This window comes from Pseudomonas sp. GV071, from assembly GCF_003050835.1.
Classification (GTDB): domain Bacteria; phylum Pseudomonadota; class Gammaproteobacteria; order Pseudomonadales; family Pseudomonadaceae; genus Aquipseudomonas.
This window is the reverse complement of record NZ_QAOJ01000003.1, coordinates 301,547-325,970: the sequence shown is the minus strand read 5'-3', so window position 1 is coordinate 325,970 and position 24,424 is coordinate 301,547. Positions and strand designations below refer to the sequence as shown.

The 24,424-nt window shown below is 62.8% G+C and carries 22 protein-coding genes; 11 read left to right on the top strand and 11 right to left on the bottom strand.

All coding sequences use genetic code 11. The features are described from left to right. Positions 1-78: 78 nt before the first annotated feature. A complete protein-coding gene (locus C8K61_RS08050) occupies positions 79-873 on the bottom strand; it encodes a 1-acyl-sn-glycerol-3-phosphate acyltransferase (RefSeq protein WP_108095705.1) in 795 nt (264 codons plus the stop codon). Next, positions 873-1,628, bottom strand: coding sequence for an L-ornithine N(alpha)-acyltransferase (olsB, locus tag C8K61_RS08045; RefSeq protein WP_108095704.1), 756 nt, complete (start codon positions 1,626-1,628; stop codon positions 873-875). Before olsB ends, C8K61_RS08050 begins: the two co-directional genes overlap by 1 nt. A 135-nt stretch (positions 1,629-1,763) precedes the next feature. On the opposite strand from olsB, the gene C8K61_RS08040 reads away from it, so the two are divergent. The 8 genes from C8K61_RS08040 to C8K61_RS08005 all read left to right on the top strand — a co-directional run bounded on the left by C8K61_RS08040 (position 1,764) and on the right by C8K61_RS08005 (position 7,953). Then, positions 1,764-2,648, top strand: coding sequence for an acyl-CoA dehydrogenase (locus C8K61_RS08040; RefSeq protein ID WP_108095703.1), 885 nt, complete (start codon positions 1,764-1,766; stop codon positions 2,646-2,648). 219 nt (positions 2,649-2,867) lie between these two features. Beyond that, positions 2,868-3,998, top strand: coding sequence for a serine hydrolase (locus tag C8K61_RS08035; RefSeq protein WP_108095702.1), 1,131 nt, complete (start codon positions 2,868-2,870; stop codon positions 3,996-3,998). Then, positions 3,995-4,348 carry an amidase gene (locus C8K61_RS08030; protein WP_108095701.1) on the top strand — a complete coding sequence of 118 codons (354 nt, stop codon included), beginning with the start codon at positions 3,995-3,997 and terminating at the stop codon, positions 4,346-4,348. The genes C8K61_RS08035 and C8K61_RS08030 overlap by 4 nt, the downstream gene beginning before the upstream one ends. A gap of 65 nt (positions 4,349-4,413) precedes the next feature. Further along, positions 4,414-4,986: a YceI family protein gene (locus C8K61_RS08025; RefSeq protein ID WP_108095700.1), complete on the top strand. Its 573-nt coding sequence runs from the start codon at positions 4,414-4,416 to the stop codon at positions 4,984-4,986. Between the two features lie 53 nt (positions 4,987-5,039). Further along, positions 5,040-6,197: a phosphatidylserine/phosphatidylglycerophosphate/cardiolipin synthase family protein gene (locus C8K61_RS08020; RefSeq protein ID WP_108095699.1), complete on the top strand. Its 1,158-nt coding sequence runs from the start codon at positions 5,040-5,042 to the stop codon at positions 6,195-6,197. A gap of 120 nt (positions 6,198-6,317) precedes the next feature. After that, positions 6,318-6,905 carry a DUF2846 domain-containing protein gene (locus C8K61_RS08015; protein WP_108095698.1) on the top strand — a complete coding sequence of 196 codons (588 nt, stop codon included), beginning with the start codon at positions 6,318-6,320 and terminating at the stop codon, positions 6,903-6,905. 97 nt (positions 6,906-7,002) lie between these two features. Then, positions 7,003-7,584: a DJ-1/PfpI family protein gene (locus C8K61_RS08010; RefSeq protein WP_108095697.1), complete on the top strand. Its 582-nt coding sequence runs from the start codon at positions 7,003-7,005 to the stop codon at positions 7,582-7,584. Positions 7,585-7,650: 66 nt separating this feature from the next. Then, positions 7,651-7,953, top strand: coding sequence for a ribbon-helix-helix domain-containing protein (locus C8K61_RS08005; RefSeq protein WP_108095696.1), 303 nt, complete (start codon positions 7,651-7,653; stop codon positions 7,951-7,953). Positions 7,954-8,160: 207 nt separating this feature from the next. Here the strand turns inward: C8K61_RS08005 and C8K61_RS08000 are convergent, their stop codons facing one another. Together C8K61_RS08000 and C8K61_RS07995 are read right to left on the bottom strand one after the other, a co-directional pair. After that, positions 8,161-8,472: a hypothetical protein gene (locus C8K61_RS08000; protein ID WP_108095695.1), complete on the bottom strand. Its 312-nt coding sequence runs from the start codon at positions 8,470-8,472 to the stop codon at positions 8,161-8,163. A gap of 283 nt (positions 8,473-8,755) precedes the next feature. Continuing rightward, positions 8,756-10,276, bottom strand: a complete 1,521-nt coding sequence (locus C8K61_RS07995) for a fumarate hydratase (RefSeq protein ID WP_108095694.1) — start codon at positions 10,274-10,276, stop codon at positions 8,756-8,758. Positions 10,277-10,496: 220 nt separating this feature from the next. Between C8K61_RS07995 and C8K61_RS07990 the strand changes: the two genes are divergently transcribed. The 3 genes from C8K61_RS07990 to C8K61_RS07980 are packed head-to-tail and all read left to right on the top strand — an operon-like array spanning position 10,497 to position 13,350. Beyond that, complete coding sequence (locus tag C8K61_RS07990) at positions 10,497-11,624, top strand: GGDEF domain-containing protein (RefSeq protein ID WP_108095693.1); 1,128 nt, start codon at positions 10,497-10,499, stop codon at positions 11,622-11,624. Further along, entirely contained in the window at positions 11,617-12,555 is a 939-nt protein-coding gene (locus tag C8K61_RS07985) for an iron-sulfur-binding ferredoxin reductase (protein ID WP_108095692.1), read from the top strand. The genes C8K61_RS07990 and C8K61_RS07985 overlap by 8 nt, the downstream gene beginning before the upstream one ends. 21 nt (positions 12,556-12,576) lie before the next feature. Continuing rightward, positions 12,577-13,350, top strand: a complete 774-nt coding sequence (locus tag C8K61_RS07980) for an enoyl-CoA hydratase-related protein (protein ID WP_108095691.1) — start codon at positions 12,577-12,579, stop codon at positions 13,348-13,350. 13 nt (positions 13,351-13,363) lie between these two features. On the opposite strand, the gene C8K61_RS07975 is transcribed toward C8K61_RS07980, so the two are convergent. The 7 genes from C8K61_RS07975 to C8K61_RS07945 form a co-directional block, all read right to left on the bottom strand. After that, on the bottom strand, positions 13,364-14,518 hold the full coding sequence (locus C8K61_RS07975) for a MalM family protein (RefSeq protein WP_108095690.1): 1,155 nt from the start codon (positions 14,516-14,518) through the stop codon (positions 13,364-13,366). Between the two features lie 9 nt (positions 14,519-14,527). Further along, positions 14,528-16,138: an outer membrane protein transport protein gene (locus tag C8K61_RS07970; protein ID WP_178086434.1), complete on the bottom strand. Its 1,611-nt coding sequence runs from the start codon at positions 16,136-16,138 to the stop codon at positions 14,528-14,530. Between the two features lie 19 nt (positions 16,139-16,157). After that, positions 16,158-17,159: a transporter gene (locus C8K61_RS07965; protein WP_108095689.1), complete on the bottom strand. Its 1,002-nt coding sequence runs from the start codon at positions 17,157-17,159 to the stop codon at positions 16,158-16,160. 75 nt (positions 17,160-17,234) lie between these two features. Further along, positions 17,235-17,996, bottom strand: coding sequence for a C39 family peptidase (locus tag C8K61_RS07960; protein ID WP_108095688.1), 762 nt, complete (start codon positions 17,994-17,996; stop codon positions 17,235-17,237). Between the two features lie 104 nt (positions 17,997-18,100). Continuing rightward, positions 18,101-18,565 (bottom strand): DUF6160 family protein, encoded by a 465-nt coding sequence (locus C8K61_RS07955; RefSeq protein ID WP_108095687.1) that lies wholly within the window; start codon positions 18,563-18,565, stop codon positions 18,101-18,103. A gap of 258 nt (positions 18,566-18,823) precedes the next feature. Beyond that, on the bottom strand, positions 18,824-21,556 hold the full coding sequence (locus C8K61_RS07950; RefSeq protein ID WP_108095686.1) for a LuxR C-terminal-related transcriptional regulator: 2,733 nt from the start codon (positions 21,554-21,556) through the stop codon (positions 18,824-18,826). After that, positions 21,553-24,264 carry a LuxR C-terminal-related transcriptional regulator gene (locus tag C8K61_RS07945; RefSeq protein ID WP_108095685.1) on the bottom strand — a complete coding sequence of 904 codons (2,712 nt, stop codon included), beginning with the start codon at positions 24,262-24,264 and terminating at the stop codon, positions 21,553-21,555. The genes C8K61_RS07950 and C8K61_RS07945 overlap by 4 nt, the downstream gene beginning before the upstream one ends. Positions 24,265-24,424: the final 160 nt, after the last annotated feature.

Genomic DNA, 24,424 nt, shown 5'->3' with positions numbered 1-24,424 from the left:
TGGGACGACGGTGATGGTTGAACCTACTCCGTCATCCCAGCGCAGGCTGGGATCCAGAACTCGCCGTCGTACGCAGGACTATGCAGCCAATTCGGTATCCGACTCTTCCACTTCTACCACCTCGGTCTCGCCAAACAACGCCAATCCAATCGCCCGGTGCGCCTGTTTGGCCAGCACGTTGCGCGATGCGCCGACGGTCTCGATTGGTTCGAGCAAATGAATGCGCACGCTGGCGACATCGCTGGAGAGCAAGCGAACCAGGTGCGAGATCAAATCATCCTCACCAATAAACGGCGCAATCTCGGCGTCCACTTGGTTGTCGCGCACATAACGAATGGCCACTGGTTGCAACGGCGTGCCGGCTTCGATAGCGCTGCTCAGCAGACGGCCATGGAAGTTGCGCAATTGGCGGCCATCGGTGGTGGTGCCTTCGGGGAAAATCAGCAGCGCGCGGTCAGCCTGCAGATGCTCCAGCAACTGCTGGCCGAGCAGGGCGCTGTCGCCTGAGCCGCGACGAATGAACAGGGTGCCGGCTTTCTTCGCCAGCCAACCGGCTACCGGCCAGGTGCGCACTTCGGCTTTGGACAGAAACGACAGCGGCGCCAACATGCCCAGCAGCGGGATGTCGGTCCACGACACATGGTTGCTCAGCCACAACATCGGCCGCTTGGGCAGGCTGCCGAGCACTTCGATGGTGAACGGCAGTGCGGCGCTCAAGCGCGCCAGGTACCAGCGGGTGAAACGCTGGCGGATGGCGTTTTCGTTGTGCAGGTGCAGGCGCTCCACCAGGGTCATGCTGCCGGCTACCAGCAGGCCTAGGCCGACGGTGGCCAGCAGCCTGGCGATGCGCCCGTACAGGCGCACCTTGTGCATCACACGGCCGCCTTGAAGTGGCGGGCGTAACGCGGGCACAGCTCGTCGCGCTTGAGCAGGATGAACACGTCGGCGACCTGGAAGTCCTGGTCCCAGCACGGCTCGCCACAGACCTTGGCACCCAGGCGCATATAGGCCTTGAGCAGCGGCGGCATTTCGGCGATGACATTGCTTGGCAGCTCCAGGCTTGGCAGCGGGGTTTTCGGTTCGGCGCGCAGGTGTTCGGTGCACAGGTAACGTTCGCGCAGGCGCTGCATGATCGCCTGTGCCTGGATGCCGCCGTCCTGCATGGGGATGCTGGCGCAGCCCATCAGGTAGCTGTAGCCACCTTCGTTGAGCACTTCGGCCAGTTCGCTCCAGAGCACGGCGATGGTGCCGCCGTTGCGGTACGCCGGGTCGACGCAGGTGCGGCCGATTTCCAGCACCGGGCCCTGCAAGTGGGCGAGGCCGTGCAGGCTGAATTCTTCTTCACTGTAGAAACGCCCCAGGCTGCGGGCGGCGTGGTGGTCGAGCAGGCGGGTGGTGGCTACCAGCGCGCCGGTGTTGAGGTCACGCACGCCGATGTGGGCGCAGTGGCTGTCGTAATCGTCCATGTCCAGGCCGAATTCTGCACCTTTGAGCTTGGCGTCGAACTCTTTGCTGAATACGCTGAAGCGCAAAGCCTGGGCTTCGCGCAGGGCACGGGGGCCGACCAGGCGCTCGGCTTGCAAGCGGCGTTCGGCAGTGGTGTCGCGAGTGCGGGCGATTGTAGACATCGAGTAGCCTCCATAAGCCGGCTTGATTGGGTTGCAGCCGGTCGACCTTGTTGGGCAAGCTCAGGCTAGGAATACCCGGTGTCATCACCATGAACATTTGGTGATGCTTGCATGACAGTGAACGAGGACAGCTTTATGCACTGGCAACGAATGCTCGCTTGCGCCGAGCGCCTGCCGGCTCTGGCATTGGAAGACTGGTACGCCGCGCTGTTGGCGCGGGTGGGGGAGGGCGTTACGCCGTTCGAGCTGGCGTTGCTGGGTGGGCGTCTGGCCGCCACGCCTGGCCTGGCCTTTCTCGCCGGCTACCAGGGCGCCTTGCGTGCGTTGTGGCCATCGGCCCCGTGGACGCTGGGGGCGTTCTGCGTCACCGAGAACCGCAGCGTGCGTCCGGCCGACCTGCAGATGCGGCTGGACGGCCTGAGCCTGTCCGGGCGCAAGGATTTTGTCACCACTGCCGAGGCCGCCGACTGGCTGCTGGTAGCCGCGCGCAGCGAACTGCCCGGCGCCACGCCGCAGATCGCCATGTGCGTGACCTACAACGGCACGCCGGGCGTGCGGGTGGAAGTGCTGCCGCCGTTGTCGCTGATGCCGGATGTCAGCCATGGCCGGCTGCACCTTGAAGCGGCGTCCTGCGAACGTTTGCCCGGCGACGGCTGGGACGCCTACGCCAAGCCGTTCCGCTCCCTCGAAGACTTGCACGTGCTGGTGGCGCTGTGCGCCTGGCTGTATGGCGTGGGCGACGACAATGGCTGGCCGCAGGGCCTGAAACTGCGCCTGCTGGCGTTGCTCGGCAGTTGCGCGGAAATCTCCCGCCTGGGCATGAACGAGCCGTCCACCCACCTGCTGTTGGCCGGGGTGTTCGACCAGTTCAACCACCTGCGCGGCGAAATCGACGGCGCCATGCACAGCGGCGAACCGCACTGGCAAGACCTGTGGAAGCGCGACAGCAGCCTGCTGGAAATCGCCCGCGCGGCGAGGGAGAAGCGGCTGCAGAATGCGTTGGCGTCGGTCTCGGCGTAGGTTGGGTTGAGCGACGCGAAGCCCAACAGGCCAGCCGAAGGCTGGCGCGTGTCGGTAGTCAATGTTGGGCTTCGCTGTGCTCAACCCAACCTACGGAGTTGCAAACCTCATTCATTGACCTTTCGCGCCGAACCGTCGCCCCACACGGCACGTTCGGCGCTATTGCCGTTCATCGGCCGCATGCTAGGGTTGGCGCCTTCTCCAACAAGAGGCTGCCCAATGCCCGCGCCCGTCCTTCGCCGCCTGAGCCTTGCGCTCGGTTTGCTCTGCTCGCTGCCCCACGCCTTCGCCGAAACCTGGCCCGCCGCTGACTGGGCCGTGGCCCCGGCCGCCGCCAGCCCGGCCATCGCCGCGCTCGAGGCGTACGCCTTTCCGCAACGCGATGACGACAGCCGCAAAGGCATCCGTACCGACGCGCTACTGGTGATCCGCAACGGCCAGATCGTTTACGAACGCTACGCCGGCCCGACCAAGGTCGGTACCCCGCACCTCGCCTGGTCGGTGAGTAAAAGCCTGATGGCCGCCACCCTTGGCGTCGCCTATGGCCAGGGCCTGTTCAAACTGGATGACCCGGCCGCCAAGTTCTACCCACCGATGGCCGCGCATCCGGACGTGAAGATCGGTCACTTGCTGAACTGGGCGTCGGGCCTCGATTGGCAAGAAGGCTATGAATATGCGCCGGTGAAATCCAGCGTGGTGGCGATGCTCTACACCCGTGGCCGCAGCGACATGGCCGCGTTCACTGCCAGCTTTCCGCAAGCCGTCACGCCCGGCACACGCTTCCTCTATTCCAGCGGTGACGCCAACCTGCTGTCGGCAGCGCTGCGCGGCATGGTCGGCGCCGAGGCGTACAAAAACTACCCGTGGAGCGCTTTGTTCGAACCGCTGGGCATCACCAGCGCGGTGTGGGAAAGCGATGCCAGCGGCACCTTCGTCGGTTCCTCCTACGCCTACCTGACCGCCCGTGATCTGGCCCGTGTCGGTCTGCTGATGGAGCGCGATGGGCGTTGGGGCGAGCGGCAATTGCTGCCCAAGGCCTGGGTCGATTTCAACCGCACGCCGTTCGCCAACTTTCAGCCTTCTAAAGAAACCGAAGGCGAAGCCATTCCTGGTGGCCAATGGTGGCTGAACGTGGCGATCGCTGGTGCGGCCAAGCCGTGGCCGGATGCGCCGGACGATCTGGTTGCCGCCCTCGGCCACTGGGGGCAGGCGCTGTACGTGCTGCCCAAGGACGACCTGGTGATCGTGCGTTACGCCGATGACCGCGACCACAGCTATTCGCATAACGAGCTGTTGAAACTCGCCGAGGCCGCCTTTGCGCCGGCTGTTCAGCAGGAGGCCAAACAATGAGCGCCTTTATCAAACGCCGTCCGTTCAGCAGCCTGTTGCTGCTGATCATTGTCGCGCTGGCCGCCCTGGTCTGGGTCAACCGCGTTCACCTGGCCGCCTTCCCCGGCATCATCGGTGCGCTGTCGGCTAAGGAATATTGCTCCTGCCGTTATGTGATGGATAACGAGGCCAGCTACTGCAAGAGCTACGTGAAGCAGATCATTCCCATCAGCGGTTTCTTCGACGATGTTGCTAATAAACGGGTGACCGCCCGTGGCCTGGGCAGCACCCAGACGGCGGCCTGGCTGAGCGCGCGCGAGGGCTGCCAGTTGTTACCGCAAGCGGCGGAGTTGCCTGCGTCGTCGAACTAAACCGGGGTTTGCATGCCAGACTCAGGCGGTTAAGGTGCCGCCTGAGTCAGTTTCCCGGAGCCCGAATGTTCAAGCTGTTGACCTTTCTTCTCGCCTTGGCCGTGCCGACGGCACACGCCAGCTGGTACCTGGACAACGAGTCCTCGCGCCTGTCGTTCATTTCCACCAAGGGCGGCAAGCTGTCCGAGGTGCACCGTTTTCTCACACTGCATGGCCAGATCGACGACGACGGCACGGCCAACCTGCGGGTAGAACTGGACTCCGCCAGCACCGGTATTCCACTGCGCGATGAACGTTTACGCACGTTGCTGTTCAATACCGAGCAGTTCCCCGAAGCGTTGGTCAACGCCCAGCTCGACCTTGGCCCGATCACCACCTTGGCCCCCGGCGCGCAGTTGGAATTGCGCCTGCCGTTGACGGTCGAACTGCATGGCCGGCAGCAGAGCTATAGCGCCGAGCTGCTGGTGACGCGTCTGGATGAACAACGTTTTCAAGTGGTGACCCTGGCGCCGCTGGTGCTGCAGGTGGAGGACTTCGACCTCAGCGACGGCCTCGAAGCGCTGCGCAAGTTGGCCAGTGTTTCCACCATCAGTTGGTCGGTGCCGGTGGGCGCCGTGCTGATTTTTACCTCACGTTAGCCGTGCCGCAGTAAGGAGTTGATCGTGGGCCACATGCACAGGAAGCAGGGTTGATGCCGGGGCGAATTTATCCGTGGCGTAGCGGCAATGGCTTTGAATTGCTGGTGGACGGCCCGCAGTTTTTTCCGCGCATGTTCGAGTGCATCACCGGCGCCCAGCGCCAGGTGGAACTGGAGCTGTACCTGGTGGAGTCCGGCGCCTGCGTCGACCTGCTGGTGCAAGTGCTGTGCGCTGCCGCTGAACGTGGGGTGCAGGTGCGCTGCCTGTTCGACGGCTTTGGCAGCTCGGCGTTTTCCCTGGTCGACCGCGAGAAACTGGTGCAGGCCGGTATCGAGTTGCGCTTCTACAACCCGATCAAGATCTGGCGCTGGCAGCGCAATCTGTACCGCGACCACCGCAAGCTGCTGCTGGTGGATGGGCAGGTGGCCTTTGTCGGCGGTACCGGGGTGACCGATGCCTTTTGGACCCCGGGAGACGACCACAGCGCCTGGCACGAAGTGATGGTGGAAATCACCGGGCCGCTGGTACAGGACTGGCAGCACCTGTTCGAGCAGCAGTGGCTGGCCAACCCGCAGAACCGTGCCTGGTTGCCGTTCAGGCCCGGCCTTCGGCAACGCCTGCCGGTGCTGCCAGGACAAGGCGACGGGCTGGGGCGAGTGGCTTATGCCAATGCCATGCAGCACCGCGATATCGTCCAGTCGTTGGTGCGCGCCTTGAACAGCGCGCAGCGACGTATCTGGTTGGCGACCCCGTATTTTCTGCCGAGCTGGAAAGTCCGCCGCTCGCTGCGCAAGGCCGCGCAGCGCGGCGTCGACGTGCAACTGCTGCTCACCGGCCGGCAAACCGACAACCCGCCCGTGCGTTTCGCCGGCCAGCGTTACTACCCGCGGCTGTTGCGCTCAGGGGTAAAGATCTTCGAGTACCAACCGTGTTTTCTGCACCTGAAAATGGTCCTGGTGGACGACTGGACCAGCATCGGCTCGTGCAACTTCGACCACTGGAATTTGCGCTTCAACCTGGAAGCCAACCTCGAAGCCGTGGAGCCGCCGTTGACTGAGGCGGTGGTGCAGAGCTTCAGAAATGACTTTGCCCAAAGCAAGGAAATTACCCTGGAATTGTGGAAGTCGCGGCCGTTGTGGAAACGCGTGCAGCAGCGCTTGTGGGGGTGGCTGGATCGGTTAGTGGTGAACCTGCTGGATCGGCGTAAATGACCAGGACCTATCGAGGCTGAAGCCTCTATTCCTGCAAGCGGTGATCCCAGCCTTTTGTCGGGTGTTCTCCATCGCGGTCGCCGCTATCCTCAGCCGCATAACCATAAGAGGAATGCGCGCTTGAGCCGACATCACCCACTCGTTGTTTTCCTGTTGCTGTGCCTGGCCGGCTGTTCCTCCCCCGGCGCATTTCTCGATACCAATGACGGCCCGCTGTTCACCCCGCATCCGCTGAACGATGAAGACCACGCGCTGGTTTATTTGTATCGCCCGCAAAGCGACTGGGCCGATCAGGAGATCGAAGCCCCCGGCCTGTTCCTCAATAAAAACCTGATCGCCAGCCTGCCCAGTAATAGCTACCTGGTGTTGGAGCTGGACGTGGCCAGCTACCCGCTGGAAATGCGTCGGCCGCTGTTCGGTTCGTTCTGGACCGCGCTGGCCGATGGCATGTTCGACTTCAACCGGATCGCCGGTTTCAACCTGGATGTCGGCGCCGGCGGCACCTATTACCTGCGCTACGACGAACTCAATCCGCCGCCACTGGCCGAAGGCACGCCCACCCTGGGCGACGGTCCGCTGCAATTGGTGCCGGCCAGCCTGGCGGAGAAAGAAATCGGCGCCACCCATGAGTTCCAGCCGCCGCAACGCTTCGCGGCCGATGGCGAAAGGGAGGAGGAACCGGGGTTCTGGGGTGCGTTGGGGTTGTAAGGGCGCTTTGAGCAGGTAGTACTAGCCTATTACCTGCCCTGTAGGCTGCGCGGCAATACTGACTCGCGCCCCTATTCATCTGCCTGGAGAGACCCCAATGGCCGCGAAAAAGATCCTCATGCTGGTTGGCGATTACGTTGAAGACTACGAAGTGATGGTGCCGTTTCAGGCGCTGCAGATGGTCGGCCACACCGTCCACGCCGTGTGCCCGGACAAGACCGCCGGGCAAAGCGTGCGTACCGCCATTCATGACTTCGAAGGCGACCAGACCTATAGCGAAAAGCCGGGCCACAACTTCGGCCTGAACTTCGACTTCGCCAAGGTCAAGGCCAAGGATTACGACGGTCTGGTGGTGCCAGGCGGTCGCTCCCCCGAATACCTGCGCCTGAACAAGAAGGTGCTGGACCTGGTGAAAGCTTTCGACAAAGCCGGCAAACCGATTGCCGCCGTCTGCCATGGTGCGCAATTGCTGGCTGCCGCTGGCATTCTCAAAGGCCGTGAGTGCAGCGCTTACCCGGCCTGCGCCCCGGAAGTGAAACTGGCCGGCGGTACCTTTGTGGAAATTGCCGTGGACCACGCCCATATCGAAGGCAACCTGGTTACCGCGCCGGCTTGGCCTGCCCACCCGAACTGGCTGGCGGGTTTCCTCCTGCTGTTGGGCACCCAGATCACCCTGTAAGCTGCCAGCCTGACCAACGCCGTGGCCAAAGCGCGGCGTTGCGCCCTCGATCAAGGAGCTGCGCCCATGTGCGAGCTGTACGTCAAAGCCGACCCGATTCTCTACGAGTCACGCTCGCGCTCCCTGCGCATCTGTGGGGTGGTGACCACCCTGCGCCTGGAAAACCAGTTCTGGGACATTCTTTCCGAAATCGCTGCGGTGGATGGCATGACCACCAACCAGTTGATCAGCAAGCTGTACGAGGAAGTGATGGATTACCGCGGCGAAGTGGTGAACTTTGCCTCGTTTCTGCGCGTGAGCTGCTGCCGCTATCTGGCCCAGCCACAGGACAAGCGGGCACCGCTGACCTTGGTGGCCAATCGGTCGTAGTGGGAGAGACGAAGTTTGCAGGAATCGCGGCTGAAGCCGCTTCTACAGAGTGCGACGGCCAGGTAGGAGGGGCTTTAGCCGCGATGTTTTTGACCGCTACTGCTTGGAATAAAGAATGTACTACCCGGTTAGTCTGTAAGCCTATCGCTCACGCATTGTAGGACAAGACTTACACGGAGGCGTGTTTAACCTACTTTTGTAGGACAATCACCAGTACAGGGTTACCACGGTAGGGGTGGCTTCGGAGCCTTTCACGTCGCTGCTGGCGTTGGTCTGCAGAGGGGCTTCGGTGCGCACGCCATTGCTTTCACGGTCAACACGGAAGCTGTTGATGCCATCGCAATTGTGGTTTTCGACGTGGAACGATTGGCCGCTCGCTCCGCTGCTGAGCGCGCAGCTGGAGGTGATGGTGATACCGATGGCCAGATTGCCGGAGGCTTGCCCTGCCTGGGCTTGAGCGCCAATGAGGGTCAGTGCTACGGCTGCAACGAGGGACGCAAAACGACTATTGCTGGTCATACAAATCGCTCTTTGATGGTTCGGGTTGTCTGCACTCAGGCAGCAAAGCGTTTACAACCATCCGTAGCGATCCGGGTTCCTGCCCCGGGGGTTTGTACGCATATTCCGTCATTTCCGTGGAGGCGATCTTACTGGGGGGGATGTCAGCCTGCCACTACCGTTTGTAAGCCATTCGCCATGGTGTCGTGTATGACATTGTCCTTGTCGCTTTTCTCACATATTTCTGGCGTCAAAAAAATACCCGGCTCATGGCCGGGTATTTTTTACCGCGATTTCGTGGCGTTTAGATTTCAACCGCCAGGCTGTCGCTGATCTTCTTCTGCCAGATGGCCGGGCCAGTGATGTGCACCGACTCGCCCTTGGTGTCGACCGCTACCGTGACCGGCATGTCCTTCACTTCGAACTCGTAGATGGCTTCCATCCCCAGTTCGGCGAAGGCCAGCACCTTGGACTTCTTGATCGCCTGCGCCACCAGGTAAGCGGCGCCGCCGACAGCCATCAGGTACACGGCTTTGTTGTCCTTGATCGCTTCGATGGCAATCGGGCCACGTTCGGACTTGCCGATCATGCCCAGCAAGCCGGTCTGCTCGAGGATCTGGCGGGTGAACTTGTCCATCCGCGTGGCGGTGGTCGGGCCGGCCGGGCCGACCACTTCGTCACCGACCGGGTCAACCGGGCCGACGTAATAGATGAAGCGACCTTTGAGGTCGACCGGCAGGCTTTCGCCTTTATTGAGCATTTCCACCATGCGCTTGTGCGCAGCGTCGCGGCCGGTGAGCATTTTGCCGTTGAGCAACACGGTTTCGCCCGGCTGCCAGCTCTGCACGTCTTCCGGGGTCAGGGTGTCGAGGTTGACTCGACGGGCCGACGGGCCGGCTTCCCAGACGATTTCCGGGTAGGCGTCCAAGGGTGGCGCTTCCAGCGAGGCCGGGCCGGAACCGTCGAGCACGAAGTGGGCGTGACGGGTGGCGGCGCAGTTGGGGATCATGCACACCGGCAAGGATGCGGCGTGGGTCGGGTAGTCCATGATCTTCACGTCGAGCACGGTGGTCAGGCCACCCAGGCCCTGGGCGCCGATGCCCAGTTGGTTGACCTTCTCGAACAGCTCCAGGCGCATTTCTTCCAGCTTGTTCTGCGGGCCGCGGGCTTTGAGTTCGTGGATGTCGATGGACTCCATCAACACTTCCTTGGCCATTACCGCAGCTTTCTCGGCGGTGCCGCCGATGCCAATGCCGAGCATGCCCGGTGGGCACCAGCCAGCGCCCATGGTCGGTACGGTTTTCAGCACCCAGTCGACGATAGAGTCGGACGGGTTGAGCATGGCCATCTTCGATTTGTTCTCGGAGCCGCCGCCTTTGGCCGCCACGTCCACTTCCACGGTGTTACCCGGGACGATGGAGTAGTGGATGACCGCCGGGGTGTTGTCCTTGGTGTTTTTGCGCGCGCCTGCCGGGTCGGCGAGGATCGATGCGCGCAGGACGTTTTCCGGCAGGTTGTAGGCGCGACGGACGCCTTCGTTGATCATGTCGTCCAGGCCCATGGTGGCGCCGTCCCAGCGCACGTCCATGCCCACGCGCACGAACACGGTAACGATACCGGTGTCCTGGCAGATCGGGCGGTGGCCGGTGGCACACATGCGCGAGTTGATCAGAATCTGCGCCATGGAGTCACGGGCGGCTGGCGATTCTTCGCGCAGGTAGGCCTCGTGCATGGCTTGGATGAAGTCCACGGGGTGGTAATAAGATATGAACTGTAAGGCGTCGGCGACGCTCTGAATCAGGTCGTCTTGCTTGATCACGGTCATGCAGCGCGCTCCTCTATAAACACGGGAACATCTAAGCGCGCGGGGCGTAGGCCCGGCAGGCTCGGTAAGGCAAAAAAGGCGCGGCAGTATAACGCGCGGCGCGCGCTTGGCGCACCCGCTGACGATAGACCTTGGTCGATTAACGCACGAACGAGCGTACTAGGTTTTTTGCTAGCACCTAGGTACAGTGACGGCACGATGCCAGTACGGGACGGAGCCCATGAGCAGCGCAAAAAAGAAGGGGACACAGAAAGCCCTACAAAGCCTGCTGCTGAAGCGTTTCGGCATGGCTGCGGGCACCTATGGCCTGGCGTTGCTACTGTTTGTGGTGCTGGTGATGTCCGGTTTGTACCAGGCTGAACTGACTACCGCACTGCTGTGCGGCGGTTTGGTGATCTTCAGCCAACTGGCGTTCTTCGGCATCTTCATCAGCGGCATCAACCTGCGTTTTAACGACCCCAGCCTTACCGAGCCTCAGGTGATTGTCGCCCTGAGCCTGCTCACCTACCTGATGTACCACTTGGAAAGCGCCCGCGGCACCATGCTGGTGCTCTATCTATTGATTCTGCTGTTCGGCGTATTCCAACTGGCCCCACGGGTGTTTGCCCGCTGCGCGGCCCTGGCGTTCTTCGGCTTTGCCTGCGTCAACTTGTGGGACGCCTACCAGATGCGCCTGCCCAACCCAACGCTCGCCGCTCTGCAAGTCGGGGTTCTGGCGGTGATGCTGGTCTGGCTCAGCCTGTTCGCCGGTTACGTACAGGCCCTGCGCCAGCGCATGCGCCAACGGCGTTTTGCCTTGCAAGCGCACCAGGACACCCTGCGCGGCATGATGCGTCAGCTTGAAGACCTGGTGGCCACCGACGAACTCACCGGCCTGTTCAACCGCCGTCACTTTCTGCGCCTGGCCGCCCGTGAGCTGGCCAGCCTGCGCCCGGACATGCAGCACGGCCTGGCGCTGATCGACCTCGATCATTTCAAACGGATCAACGACCAACACGGCCACGCCAGCGGTGACCGCGTGCTGCAAACCTTCGCCACCGTGGCCCAGGCCTGCCTGCGCGACGGTGATGTGCTGGCCCGTTACGGCGGCGAAGAGTTCGTGTTGATGCTGCCCAACACCGATGCCGATCAGCTCACCGCCTGCTGCGAGCGCCTGCGCGAAGCCTTTGCCTGCGCCGAGCCGGTGGGGGTGAAGGTGGAGAACATCAGCCTGTCCGCCGGCATGACCCTGCTGACCACCGGTGACGACCTTGACGAAGCCCTGCACCGCGCCGACCAGGCGCTGTACCGGGCCAAGCACAGTGGGCGCAATTGCTGCCACGCGGCCTGGGAGGGCAGTGGTGCCTGAGCTGAGTGTCGCCGGCCAGGTGGTTGCGCTGAACCCTGGAAGTAATCTGCTGGATGCCTTGCTCGCGGCCGGCGTTGCCGTGCCCTATAGCTGCCGCGCGGGCAGTTGCCATGCGTGCATGGTGCGCTGCGTGCGCGGCGAGCCGCTGGACGACAAACCCGACGCTCTGGCCGCCGCGCAACGTGAGCAGGGTTGGCGCCTGGCCTGCCAGTGCAGGGTGGTCGACGACCTCACAGTGGAAGTCTTCGACCCGCTTCGCGACGGCCTGCCGGCGACCGTCGCCAGCGTCGATTGGCCGAGCCCCAACGTATTGCGTTTGCGCCTGCTGCCCGAACGCCCGCTGCGTTATCGCGCTGGCCAGCACCTGCTGTTATGGACGGCTTCCGGCATCGCCCGCCCGTATTCACTGGCCAGCCTGGCGGGCGAAGACCCGTGGCTGGAATTTCATATCGACTGCCGCCACAGCGGTGCCTTTTGCGACGCCGCGCGCCAGTTCAAAGCTGGAGACAGCCTGCGCCTTGGCGAGCTGCGCGGCGGCGCCTTGCACTACGACCCCGACTGGCAGCAACGGCCGTTATTGCTGATGGGCTCCGGTACCGGCCTGGCGCCGTTGTATGGCCTGGTGCGCGAAGCGTTGCGCCAGGATCACCACGGCAATATCCGCCTCTGGCACGTGGCCGCGCACAGCAGCGAACACTACCTGGCGACGGAGTTGCAGGCTTTGGCGGCCGGCCATCCGCAGCTGCAAATCGAGCTGGTGGAAGCGGCCGAGTTGCCTGCCGCTTTGGCCGAACTACGCCTTGTTTCGCGGCAAACCCAAGCCTTACTCTGCGGCCAGCCCGCGAGTATCGAAACCTTCTCGCGCCGGCTCTACCTGGCAGGTCTGCCGCGCAATCAAATGTTCGCCGACCTGTTTCTGCCCCACGCATAACCCGCCTGGTTGAGGATGGTCATGAGCGAATACGTAGTGGTCGAGCGCGAAGAGGGTCTGCTGACCCTGCGCCTGAACCGTCTGGATAAAAAGAACGCGCTCACCCGCGCCATGTACAGCCGCATGGCCGAGGTTCTGCTGCAAGCCGACGCCGACCCGAGCGTGCGTGCCGTGCTGATTTGCGGTGGCGACAGCTGCTTCACCAGTGGCAACGATATCGCCGACTTTCTCCAGGAACCCCCGACTGGCATGGACAGCCCGGTGTTCTCGTTCATGCAGGCGCTGTTCGAATTGAAGAAGCCAGTGGTCGCCGCTGTGGCGGGTCCGGCCGTGGGCATCGGCACCACCCTGCTGCTGCACTGCGACCTGGTCTACGTCAGCCAGGACGCCACCCTGAAGATGCCATTCGTGGCCCTGGGGCTGTGTCCGGAATATGGCTCCAGTCTGATCCTGCCGCAGATGCTCGGCCACGCCAAAGCCGCCGAGCTGTTGCTGCTCGGCGAGGCGTTCACGGGCGAGCAAGCCGCCGCCTGGGGCATTGCCAATCAGGCCTTGGAAAATGGTGCAGCCACCCTGGCCAAAGCCAAGGAAATGGCCAAGCGTTTCCTGCACCTGCCGCCCAAGGCGGTGGAGGTCAGCAAAGGGTTGATGCAGGGCCCTGGCCGCGAACAGCTGCGCCAGGTGATTGCCGATGAGGGCGCGTTGTTCAACCAGCGCCTGCGTTCACCGGAAGCCATCGAAGCGCTATCGGCCTTTATGCAGCGGCGCAAGCCAGACTTCAGCAAGTTCGCCTGAAGCCGCCACACGCCTACCGGACAATCGCCAATTCAAACCCACCCTCATCGGTATGGGCGTGGGCCTGCATGCCGGCCTCGTCCAACGCGAGGTCTTGCAGGGGGCGTTTGAACGGTTTGTTGTCCAGGGTTTGCAGGTGTTTGTCTTCGTCGGTGGTCAGCAGCAACACGTAGCGCTCACCCTCGGCGGCTTTCACCGGTACGGTGCCTTCGATAAAGGCGTAGCGGTACCAGGTTTCGCCGTGCAACTGATACACCGCGTCGCTCACCAGGCGGGTCGGGCGCTTGGCCTCGTCGAGGAACAGCAGTGAGGGATACACCACCTTCTTGTTGGCAAAACTGCGCACCCGCAGGCCATAGGTGCGGCCGGCGGCTGGCAGTTTCATCGCCACGTAGTAGCTGCGGCCCATGGGGAAATTGAAGCTCGGCGAAAAACGGTTGAGCTCTTCGTAACGCGGCTCCTCGCTGGACAGCTCGGTGAAGTCGCTGTCGGCCAGTTGCCCGCAACACTGCTGCGCCAGGTTCTGGTACAGGCCTTCGCTGTCATTGCCCTGGCTGCCGGCGAGCAGCGCCTGCATGGCGGCCGTGGGTTGGCCGTCGAGTGCGGGCAGCATCGCGCCCTTATTGCCGAACTCGATCTGCCGGCCCTCGCTGTAACGCACGTTCGACGGCGCTGCGGGTGCCTCGGCACGGCCCTGGCCGGGCAGGTTGGAGTTGTGCATGCGGCCTTGTTCGTCGACCCAGGTGTAATACGGACTGCCGTTTTCCGGGCGGGCGAAATTGCGCCCCTCCAGCACGTCGGAGTCGATGTAGTCGCGCGAGTGCTCGCCGTTGGCGAGCAGGTTGTCGGCCTTGCTGCCGGCCACTTGGGCACCGGCATAAAAACTGTTCTGCAGGTTGCCGCTGGCGTCCACCCAGGTGAAGTAACGGCGCTTGCTCTCGCCGTTGTTTTTCTCGCTCGGCCAGGTCGGGTTGGCGCCCTGGTTCATGCGTTCCTGATCGCTCTGGGTGATGCGCTTGGCGGCCTGGCGTTGTTGTTCGCTGTAGTGGTTGTCGACGAAGGTGTTGTGCACCCGGCCCTGGTCGTCGACCCAGGTCAGGTAGCGGCCAGGCGCCGCGTGCGTGGCGGCGCTGAACAGGAGCAGTGACAGTAAAAAGGTGCGCTGCATGGCCGGGCCTCAGAAGGTCGAGGTGTAGGTGAGGGCCATGATGTAGGCCTTCACCGTGGTTTTGATGTCGAGGTCGGCGTACGGGTTGTACACCAGGTTGTCGATGCCGGTGCAGTTGACGTTGCAGCTGGTGCCCGCCGGAATGGTCTGCTTGGACACGAAGTAGTTGAAGCCGAAATCGATGGTGGTGTCCTTGTCCCAGCGGTAGCCGAAACCCAGGCCATAGAGGTTGGCGTCGCCAATCGGCGCGAGTACGTCGGCCTTGTCCTTGGGGATGGCCGAGGGGCGGTATTCGTAGCCGGCGCGCAGGGCCAGGCGGTCGGTGACGTCGTACTGGGTGCCGACGGCGAAACTCCAGGTGTCCTGATAACCGCGATCAAGAATGATCGAGTGGTCGGTGGCATTGCCAGCGCCGAAGATCTTGGCGATGCGCAGCAGGTCGAGCTCGCGGTCGAACTCGATTTCGAATTTGTTCCAGTCGCTGTAATCGCTCCACTTGGCGTCGAAGTTGAACGTCCATTTATCGAAGGGGCGCAACTTGATGCCGGTGTTGAAGTTGTCCGGGAACACCATGTTCAGCGAGGCATTGCCGCGCTCTTCATCGACGTTGCCATAGGGGAACAATGGGCTCAGCACCTGGCCGAACACCGAGCTCTGCAACCCGGACCAGAAGCCCTGCCACTGCTGCGAATAGTCGATGCGGTATTTGCCCTGCAGGTGCATGCGCGCCTCGCTCTGGTAGGTGGCGCCCCAGGCGAACCAGTCGGTGGGTTCCCACAGCACGCCGAGGTTGTAGGTCGGCGACAGGCTTTGTTGCAGGTCCAGGTCCATGTTGGCCAGCGAGTCGAACGGGCCGATCTTGCCGCCGCAGACGTTGATCAGCGGCCCGATCATGTCGCCCAGCCCCGGTTGGCAGATCGCCTCGTTGAGCAGGCGCACCACCCCGGTGAGCATGCCGGGGTTACGAAAATCCTGGTTCAGCGCCATGGCCTGGTGCGAGAAGCCGACAGACAGGCCCAGGGCCAGGGTGTCGTTGGCCTGGTAGCCGACCGAGGGGGAGAAATAGGTGATCCGTTGCAGCGCAATCTTGCGCCCCTGGTAGCGGCCCGGATCATCATCGGAGTCGCGCGAATAGCCCAGCGCCATCGGGGCGTAGATGTTGGTGGCGAAGGTGAACTTGGAGCCCGGCGGGTTCACCGACACCCCGGCCAGCGGCGCCATCAGCACCGGCAGTTCGGTCATGCCGCCCATGCCGGGCAGGTACATCACCGGGGTCAGGGTGCGGCTGCTGGAATCCTTCACCGGGTCGTCCTTGAAACCCAGGGTGCTGCTGCCGTAGTTGGGCGGTGCTTTGAACTTGGCGCGGATATCCATCACGCCACTGATCAGCTTGATGGTGCTCTGCCGTCCCTTGAGTTTGGTCAGTGCTGCGGGGTTGTAATGCACGGCATCAATGCCAGTGGAATCGGCGGTCACGGCGTTGCCCATGGCCATGGCTTTGGGGTTGCCGATGGTCAGATCGTTGGCCAGTTGCGCCTGCGCCGAACCGGCCCACAGGCAGGCAGCAAGCCAGCAGATCCCTGAAATCGCCCACACCTGCGGCGACATACGTATCGTCATGACGGTACTCGCTCGTAGGTTATTGGGCCTTCAGGCCTTGAATATCCAATGGCATCGACACCCCCAGCAAAACGTCGGGGGAGTCTTCCGTCATGCCGAACCCGGCATTGATGTTGACGATGTAATTGGGCGAGGTGCGCAGCCCCAGGGAGAAGTTCATCAGCGCACTGGTTTGCTCGTTACCCTCCAGGGTGGTGTCGGAGAAGGTGTAGGTCGGTTTGAAGGTTTGCGACATCTGGTACGAGGTGGACAGCGACACGTCGTAGGACAGCGCGTAGGCAAAGCCCATGCTCATCGACATGCTCGAACCCGGGTCAACTTTCTCCAGGTGGCGGCCGCCACGTTCCTGGTCGACATTCACCGGCACGTTGTAGGTGTACCCAACCGAGCCGAACAGCACCACGGGGTCGATCACATACGACACGTTGGCCCCGCCACCGATGCTGTAGAAACCGTTGCCGGTGGACAGGTCGTTCTGCGGGTTGATCTCGTAAGGGCTGGTGCCGGTGGGCAGGCTGAGGGTGCCGTAGAGGGTGGTCACAGGCTTGCCACGGTGCGAACTCCACGGCTGCCAGCGCAGGCTGGCCGACAGGTCGCCGAGGCTGTACACATTGAGGTCGCGCTCGGTGTCGTACTTGGCCACCAACGGGATGCGCATGCTGAAGGTGAGGTTGTCCCACACGCCGTAGTCGAAGGTGAAGGAGTTAGTGAAGGTGTGTTGCGCTTCACTCTCGCCAATCACGCTGTAGACGTTGTTGCCGGTGCGGTAGGTGGTGATCTGGGTGTCGCGCAGCAGCGAATAGTCGAAGCCATAGGTCAGCGTGCGTTCACCTTGCTTGAGCAGGGTGTAGCTCTTTTCGGCAGCCTGAAACACTTCGGCCAAAGCCTTGGAGCTGTCGGCATCGTCGTCTTTTTTGCTCAAGGCCTCGCGGGCGTCGTCCACCGAAGGCTCGTCGCTCCAGGCAGGTGCGCTCACCGCGAGCGTCAGCATGGCCACGCAGGCCAATCCCTTAATCCCCATGACGCCAATCCCCAGTTATTTTCTTGTTATGCCGGGCAGGTCTTGCCGTACGTGTTGGTGTGAGTCGTGGTGCATTTATTTGCGGCGGATGTATTTGATATCGCCGCCCGAACCCAGCTCGTCGGCCTGGTTCGTGGTGAACTTGGTGATCTGCGGAAACTCGCGAAACGCCAACAGGCTGACAGTGCGGTCGTCCACCAGACGCAGGTCTTTCTCGGTCAGGGCCATCGCGTTATGGGGTTCCTGGCCGCTGGGATAGATCACGAACAACACGTTCTGGTCCCAGATCTCTTCGAAGCGTGCACGGGTAAAACTGATGTTGCCCAGTGCCGGGTCGGCGACGAACACGTGCTCGTTGTAGACGTCGCGCACCACCACAAAATGTTTGAAGCCGGCGTACTCGATGGGCACCAATGCCGGGTGCTCCAGTTCATCGAGGTCGGAAAACGCCGCACGAAAACCGCCGCTTTTGTAACCCAGGGCGGCGACGAACCGCTTCATATCCAGCAGGGAAAAGCCCCGCCGCTCGACAATCTTGTCGGCCTCGCCATAGCGCAACAGCCCTTCCATCACCTGACGTTCCTGCAGGTTGCGACCCAGGAAGTAGTCGAGCATGGAAGTCAGCGCCGCCGAACCACAGCTGTAGTCGTAGGCCTGACGGATGACGTTGCGAAACTGCAATTGGCTCATCGGCTCCAACGTCACCGACTCGCGCATGGGCATGCCCGGGGTCAGTTGTTGGGTCAGGTTGACGGTGCCCTGGGGCGGCGGTTTGGTATCCACCGCTTCGGTAAAACCGAACACGCCTAATAGGCTGCCGATAAGAATTTCGATCATGCTCGGTCCTTGTCTAGCGACTCTTATTCGAATGTTTCTGGCTGAGAAAAAGCCTTACCGGCACGAACCGATAAGGCTTCGGGTTAGCAAGGGGTGTTGCTAACTCAGTGTCCCCATACCTTGACGGTGGTGCCCGCCATGTTGATATCGGAGATCGCCAGCGAGCCGATGCTGGCCGCGCCAGTGGTGGCGCCGTTGGCGTAAGTGCCGCCGACGTAAATGCCGCCAACCGACACGGTACCGGTCATGTTTGGCAGGCTGATGGCCAGTTGCTGAGTATCGGTACCACCGATGGAGGTGGTTACCACGTCGATTTTCAGCGGGTTGGCATCGGAAATGGTGAAGCCGGTGAAGCCTACGTTGGTGATGTTCAAGCTACCGCCGCCGGTGTCGTTGTCGGTGTACTTGACGTTACCGACGCTGCCGCCGAAGTTGCCGGAGATGCTGATCCCGTCCTGACCGGTGACGCTCGACAGCGCGGAATCATCCATTGCGCGCAGGTCGGCCTGAGCCATGAACGGGGCAGCCAGTACAGCTGCAGCAAGAGCGAGTTGTTTGAAGCTTTTCATTGTTTTTATCTCCAAGATCACAGGTGGGTATCCCCGGGTGTTGCCAGCCACTCCTGTTACTGGCAACTGGATCGACTTGCGCCGATCCCCATGCCTGTCGCGCCCATCCTGGTGACGACAGACCTGGATTCGTGAAGCGTGAATGCTTCCCGCCCTGTGATAAAGCTACTGAGCAACGAAGCGGCTGCCAGCCCATCCAAGGGATGGAGGATGGCCAGGCGCCAAACGGCGGTAGCACATTGCCCCACACGCTCTGGCTCAGGCCTCGCTGAGCAGCCCCATGCTCTTACCTTTGAGCACGGCCTGAGTACGGCTGCGCACGCCCAACTTGTTGAACAGGTTATGCAGGTGCCACTTGATGGTGGCTTCGGACAAATGCACCGCCTGGGCGATATCGCGGTTGGACAAACCGGCCGCGACGAAGCGCAGGATCTCTCGCTCGCGGTGGCTAACATCCTGATTCTCATTGAAACTTTCCGGGTCCACGGACAAGCGCCGGCACTGTTCGCGCAGCACTTCGGCCAACCCTTGCCACGGCGCCGCGCGTTTCGGCTCGGCGGCGCGCCAGGCGTCGTAGAGCGGCAGCAACCACAACGCGTCATCGAGGAACATGCGCCGGTAACCGCTATTCCACGCGTCTTCGAGGGTGGGCTGCAGCAGGGCGAAGGCTTTTTCGCTGTTACCTTTGCGCCAGTACGCCACAGAAAGTAACAGCGACAGACGCAGCCGCCGGTCACGCTGGTGCTCCGCGGTCTGTTTTGCCAGGCAGGCTTCCAGGCTCGCTTGCGCCTTGTCGGCACGCCGCTCGCACAGCGCCAGGCGCCCTTCGGAAAGTGCCAGGGCGGTTTCCGCATCCAGGTAGCGGCCGGCCGGCAACACCGCCAGGTGCTGTTGCATTTGCAGGCAAATGCGCTCGGCTTCATTGGGCCGCTGCAACCACAGCAGAAACTGCACCTTGCAGCTCATGCCCAGGGCAAACACCCGCTCGTAACCGGCGCCATGCAACTCGCCCAGCCATTCATCCAGCTGGGCCAGGCCTTGTTCCGGTTCACCGGCAAAGAAGCGTGCGCGGGCCATCACCAGCTTGCCGCGGCTGATCAATTCGGTCGGTGTGGCGACGTCGCGCCAGGTGGTGGCCAACGGCAGTTCGGCGAGGATCGCCGCGTGGCGGTCCTGCTCATACAGCAGGTCGGCATAGGCCAGCGCCAGCGGCCCGCCGACCCGGCTGCGGCGGCCAAACACTCGCTCCACCCGGCTGCGCGCCGCCTCTGCCAATGCCCGGCCGCGTTCCAGTTCGCCGCTTTCCTTGCAGATCAGCGACTCGATCAGGCTGGTCATCGCGTGCAGGTATTCGCTTTCGGTCTGGCGCAGGTTGTCGCGCGCCAGGGCGATGGATTTCGCCGCCTCACCATACTCGCCAAGCAGGGCATAGGCCGCCGCTTGTACACAGGACAGGCTGACGCGAAACACCGGTTGGTTATCCGGGGCCATGCCGAGCCAGTGCTTGGCGACTTTCAGGCAGGCTTCGAGTTTGTCCTGATAGAGCAGCACCAGCGCCTTGAGCACTTGAGCCGCCGCCAACAGTTCCACCAGGGCGAAGTGCAGGGTTTGCCCGCGCCCTTGCAGCAGGCGGGTGCTGACTTCTTCGATCAGCGCTTCGGCGTCGGCGAACTTTTGCTCGAAGGCCAGCTGCCAGGCATAGAAAATCTGGAACACCGGGTGCTCGCGGATCACGTCGGTGGGCACGCTTTTGAGAATCGCCAGAATGCCGTACACGCGGTTGCTGGCGATCAGCTTGGCGCCTTGGCGCTCCAGCAATTCGGCGGCAAATGTGTAGTCGCGGGCGCGCAGGGCGTACTTGATCGAGCGGTCCGGCAGCTCATGGCTTTCACACCAGCGGGCGGCGGAATGCAGCAGGGTAGTGGGGTCGCCATGTTTGGCCAGGCGGCCCTGGAGGAATTCGGCGAACAGGTGGTGGTAGCGGAACCATTCGCCCTGTTCGTCCAGGGGAATGATGAACAGCTGCTCAGTCTGCAAGCGCGCGAGCATGTCCAGGCCGTCACGGCGGCCGGTCAGGGCGTTGCACAGCTCGGCGTTGAACTCGTCGAGTACCGAGGTCTGGTCGAGGAACAGTTGCAGGCTGTCCGGCAGGCTGGCGACCACGTCTTCGGCTAAATAGTCGGCGATGTTGCGCTCGGTGCCCGACAGCCCGGCGAGAAACGCTGCGCGGTCCGGGTGGCGGGCGAGTGCCAGGGCGGCCAGGTGCAGGGCGGTGATCCAGCCTTCGCTGCGGTTGTGCAGCACGCTCAGCTCGTCGCGGCTGAGCACCAGCTGTTTGACCTCACGGAAATAGGCCGCGGTTTCATCGAAACTCAGCCGCAGGTCTTCGGCTTTCAGCCACAGGGTCCAGGGTTTCAGTGACGGTTCTTCGACCAGAATCTGCGACTGGTAGCGGGTGCTGGCCAGCAGGTGCACGGTGGTCGGCAGGTGTTCGATCAGGTAACGCACCGCCGGGCCCATGGCCGCGTGGCGAATGCGGTGGAAGTCGTCGAGCACGATGTAAACCTCGCCTTCCAGGCGCTTGAGATCGGCCAGAAAGGCATCGATCAGCGCCTCCTGCGGCCAGCTGACATCGCCCTGCAACAGGCCGGCGGTGTTGCTGCCAAAGCCTGGGGCCACCGCATTGATGGCCGCCACCAGGTACTGCAACAGGCGTTGCGGCTCGCTGTCGGCTTCATCGCAAGACAGCCAGGCCACCCGCGCGTTGCTGCTCAACAGGCGCTGGCGGTATTGCGCCAGCACCGTGCTTTTACCGAAGCCTGCTGGTGCGCTGAGAATCACCAGGCGCTGCGAGCGCGAGGCGTACAGGCGTTCGAGCAAGGCCTGGCGCAGCAGTTGCGGGCGGCCGCCTGCATCGGCGGGAAACAGTTTGGTGCGCAGCAAGGGCAAGGTCGGCAGGTGCGCCAACGAACTGGTGATAGGCGTCGTCATTGCAGCAACCCCAGCTCGCGGGCGCGGCGGATCGCTTGGGTCCGGTTGCGCACTTTGAGCTTCTCGTAAATGTTATGCAGGTGCCATTTCACCGTGCCCAACGCCAGGGCCAGCTGCTGGCCGATCTCTTCGTTGGACATGCCCTTGGCGGCCAACAGCACCACGTCGCGCTCGCGCTCGGTGAGGCCTTCTTCCAGCACTTCCAACGACTTGCGCGCATCCTGCCCCGGCCACACCGCGAGCAAACCGCGGATAAAGCCCTGCAGCGCCGGTTGGCGTTCCGCCGCTTCGAGGTTCTGCAGCAGCAGGCGAATGCCTTCGCCTTCTTCAATAAACAGGCTGCGCACGCCTTCGCGTTCGGCGCTGATCAGGCACTGCACCAGCAGCGACTGCGCGCGCTCCTGGTAGCCCAGGCGCTGGTAACTGAGCGCCGACAGCAGGTCCAGACGCAGGCGCTGCAGGCCATGCCAGCCGGTTTGCAACTGGCCGCGCAGTTGGGTGATTTCATGTAGCGCTTCGCTGTAATGGGCGCGCGCCTGCTGCAGGCGGATGCGGGTCAGGCCTTGCACCCACAGCACGGGGTTGAAGCTCATGGCTTTGTAGTTGGCCGCGAGCTTGGCCCAATCGACGCTCTGGAAGCGTGCCTCGGCGCGCTTGATCCGGTCGGTGGCCGGCTCTTGCAGAATCAGCGCGATCTCATCGCCGGCGGCCTGGGCATAAAAACGCCAGGACTGGTTGCGCGCCGCCAGGTTCTGCATCAACACCAAGGTGGCCAGGGCCTCCTTGGGTTTTTCCTGAATGCGCTGGGTGCGCGCCAGGCTGAGCATGCCCTGGGCGTAGAGGTCGATGGGGTTGATCACATCGACGGTGGCCAGGGCCCAGCCGAGATTTTCTTCCAGGGCCGGAAAGCGCCCTTGCTGGTAGGCGATCAGCGATTCGGTGATGGTCGGCAGCGCCAGCGCGCGCGACTTCTCACCGAACCAGGGAATCAGCCGCGCGCGCAGTTGATCGAACAACAGCTGCGCCTGCTTCACCTGGCCTTGTTCCAGGCACAGCAGAATCTCGACGTTGGCCAGTTGCATGTCCAGGTAGCGGCCTTCGAGGAAGTGTTTGCGTTGCTGCGCCAGGGCCAGCAGACGCCGCGCCTGGTCGGGCTGGGCGAGCATCACCAGGGCCAGGGCGCCGATGATCAGCATGGCCACTTCGAGAAATGCAGTGTGTTGGCCAAGCTGGGCTTCGACCTTGCGCGCCAGGGCCACGCAACTGTCGAGGTCATCCTTCTGCAAGGCCAGCACGGCCTTGATCGCCAGAATCGCCAGGACTTTATCGCTGAGCGGGCCCTCGGACTTGTTCTTGCCCCAACGTGCCAGCAGCTCGTCGAGCATGCCGTTGGCTTCGGGCAGCGACAACTCGGCGGCGCGGCTCCAGACATCGGCCAGCACCAGCACCGGAAAACGCTCGGCAATGTCGTTGGGCACGCGCTGGCGCCAACGGTAGATCAGGTTGAGCTGGCCACGGTTGATCAGCTCCAGGCCACAGCCGTCCACCAGCGCGGCGAGCATTTGCGGGTCGTCGGCCAGGCACGCGTGTTCGATCGCCAGGTTCTGCATGTGGTGGTTGGTGAACCACAGGCTGGCGTTGAAATGCAGTTGGCTGAGGCGCTCGGGGTCGCGCTCTTTAAGGCGCGAGCGGAGGAAATCAGCGAACAGGTTATGGAAGCGGTACCACTGCCGTTCACGGTCCAGGGGCAGCAAGAACAGCTGCATGGCTTCGAGTTTTTCCAGCAACTGCTGGCCGTCCTGGCGCCCGGTAAGGGCGTTGGCCAGGTCGCCACTGAGTTGGGTGGCTACGCCCAGGGCCAGCAGTACGTCCTGCATCTCGGCAGAGAGTTGCTCAAATACGCTGCGCAGCAGGTAGTCGCCGACCGCCACCTGGTCGCCGCCCATTTCCGCCATTTGTTCGGACGCTTGCGGTTGGTGGCGCAGCCACAGGCTGGCCAGGTGCACGCCAACTACCCAGCCTTCGGTGTGGCCGTGCAGGGCGTTGAGCGCCACGTCGTCCAGGTGCAGGCCGCCGCGGTCGAGGTATTCGCGGGTTTCCGCCTTGCTCATGCGCAGTTCCGGCGCGCCGATTTCCAGCAGCACTTCCTTGGCCCGCCAGGTGGCCAGGTTCAGTGCCGGCGTCGAGCGGCTGCCGATGGCCAGAACAAACCCGGCCGGGGCCAGTTTGATCAGGCGGTTGAGGCTGGCGAGCAGCTCGGCGTCCTGCACCAGGTGCAGATCATCGAGCACCAACAGTAGCGGCTGCTCGCGCTGGGTGAGATCGGCCAGCAGGCTTTCCATCAACGCCGCTGCCGGCACCCGCATGGTGTTCTGCAGGTAGCCGAGGGCGTCGTCGCCAAGGCCGGGAAGGGCGGCGCGCAGGGCTTCGATCAGTTGTTGGAAGAACCGTGAGGGGTCGTCGTCTTCGGGGCTCAGGGAAAACCACGCCACGGCATTACCAGCGGCGGCATGCGCCTGAGCCATGGCGGCCAGGGCGGTGGTCTTGCCAAAGCCGGCCGGTGCCGACAGCAGTATCAGTCGCGCATGGGGGTTGGCAGCCAGAGCGGCTTGCACGTGGGGGCGCGGCAAATAGTCGGCAGGTACTTGCGGTGGCCGTAGCTTCGAGCGAAGGAGGCTACCCGCGGCTGGATCTCGCACTTCATCCATGACCTGGATCCCTTGAAAATTATTATTCTGATAAGAAATTTCGTACCCTTGGGATCTATCCATACTAATCAGCTCGCTATCTCCGAGTAAACCCACTCACGCGCTCTAGGATGAATGCTGGCAGCGCTCTACAATCGGCGCCCGCGCCCGCTCGACCCTG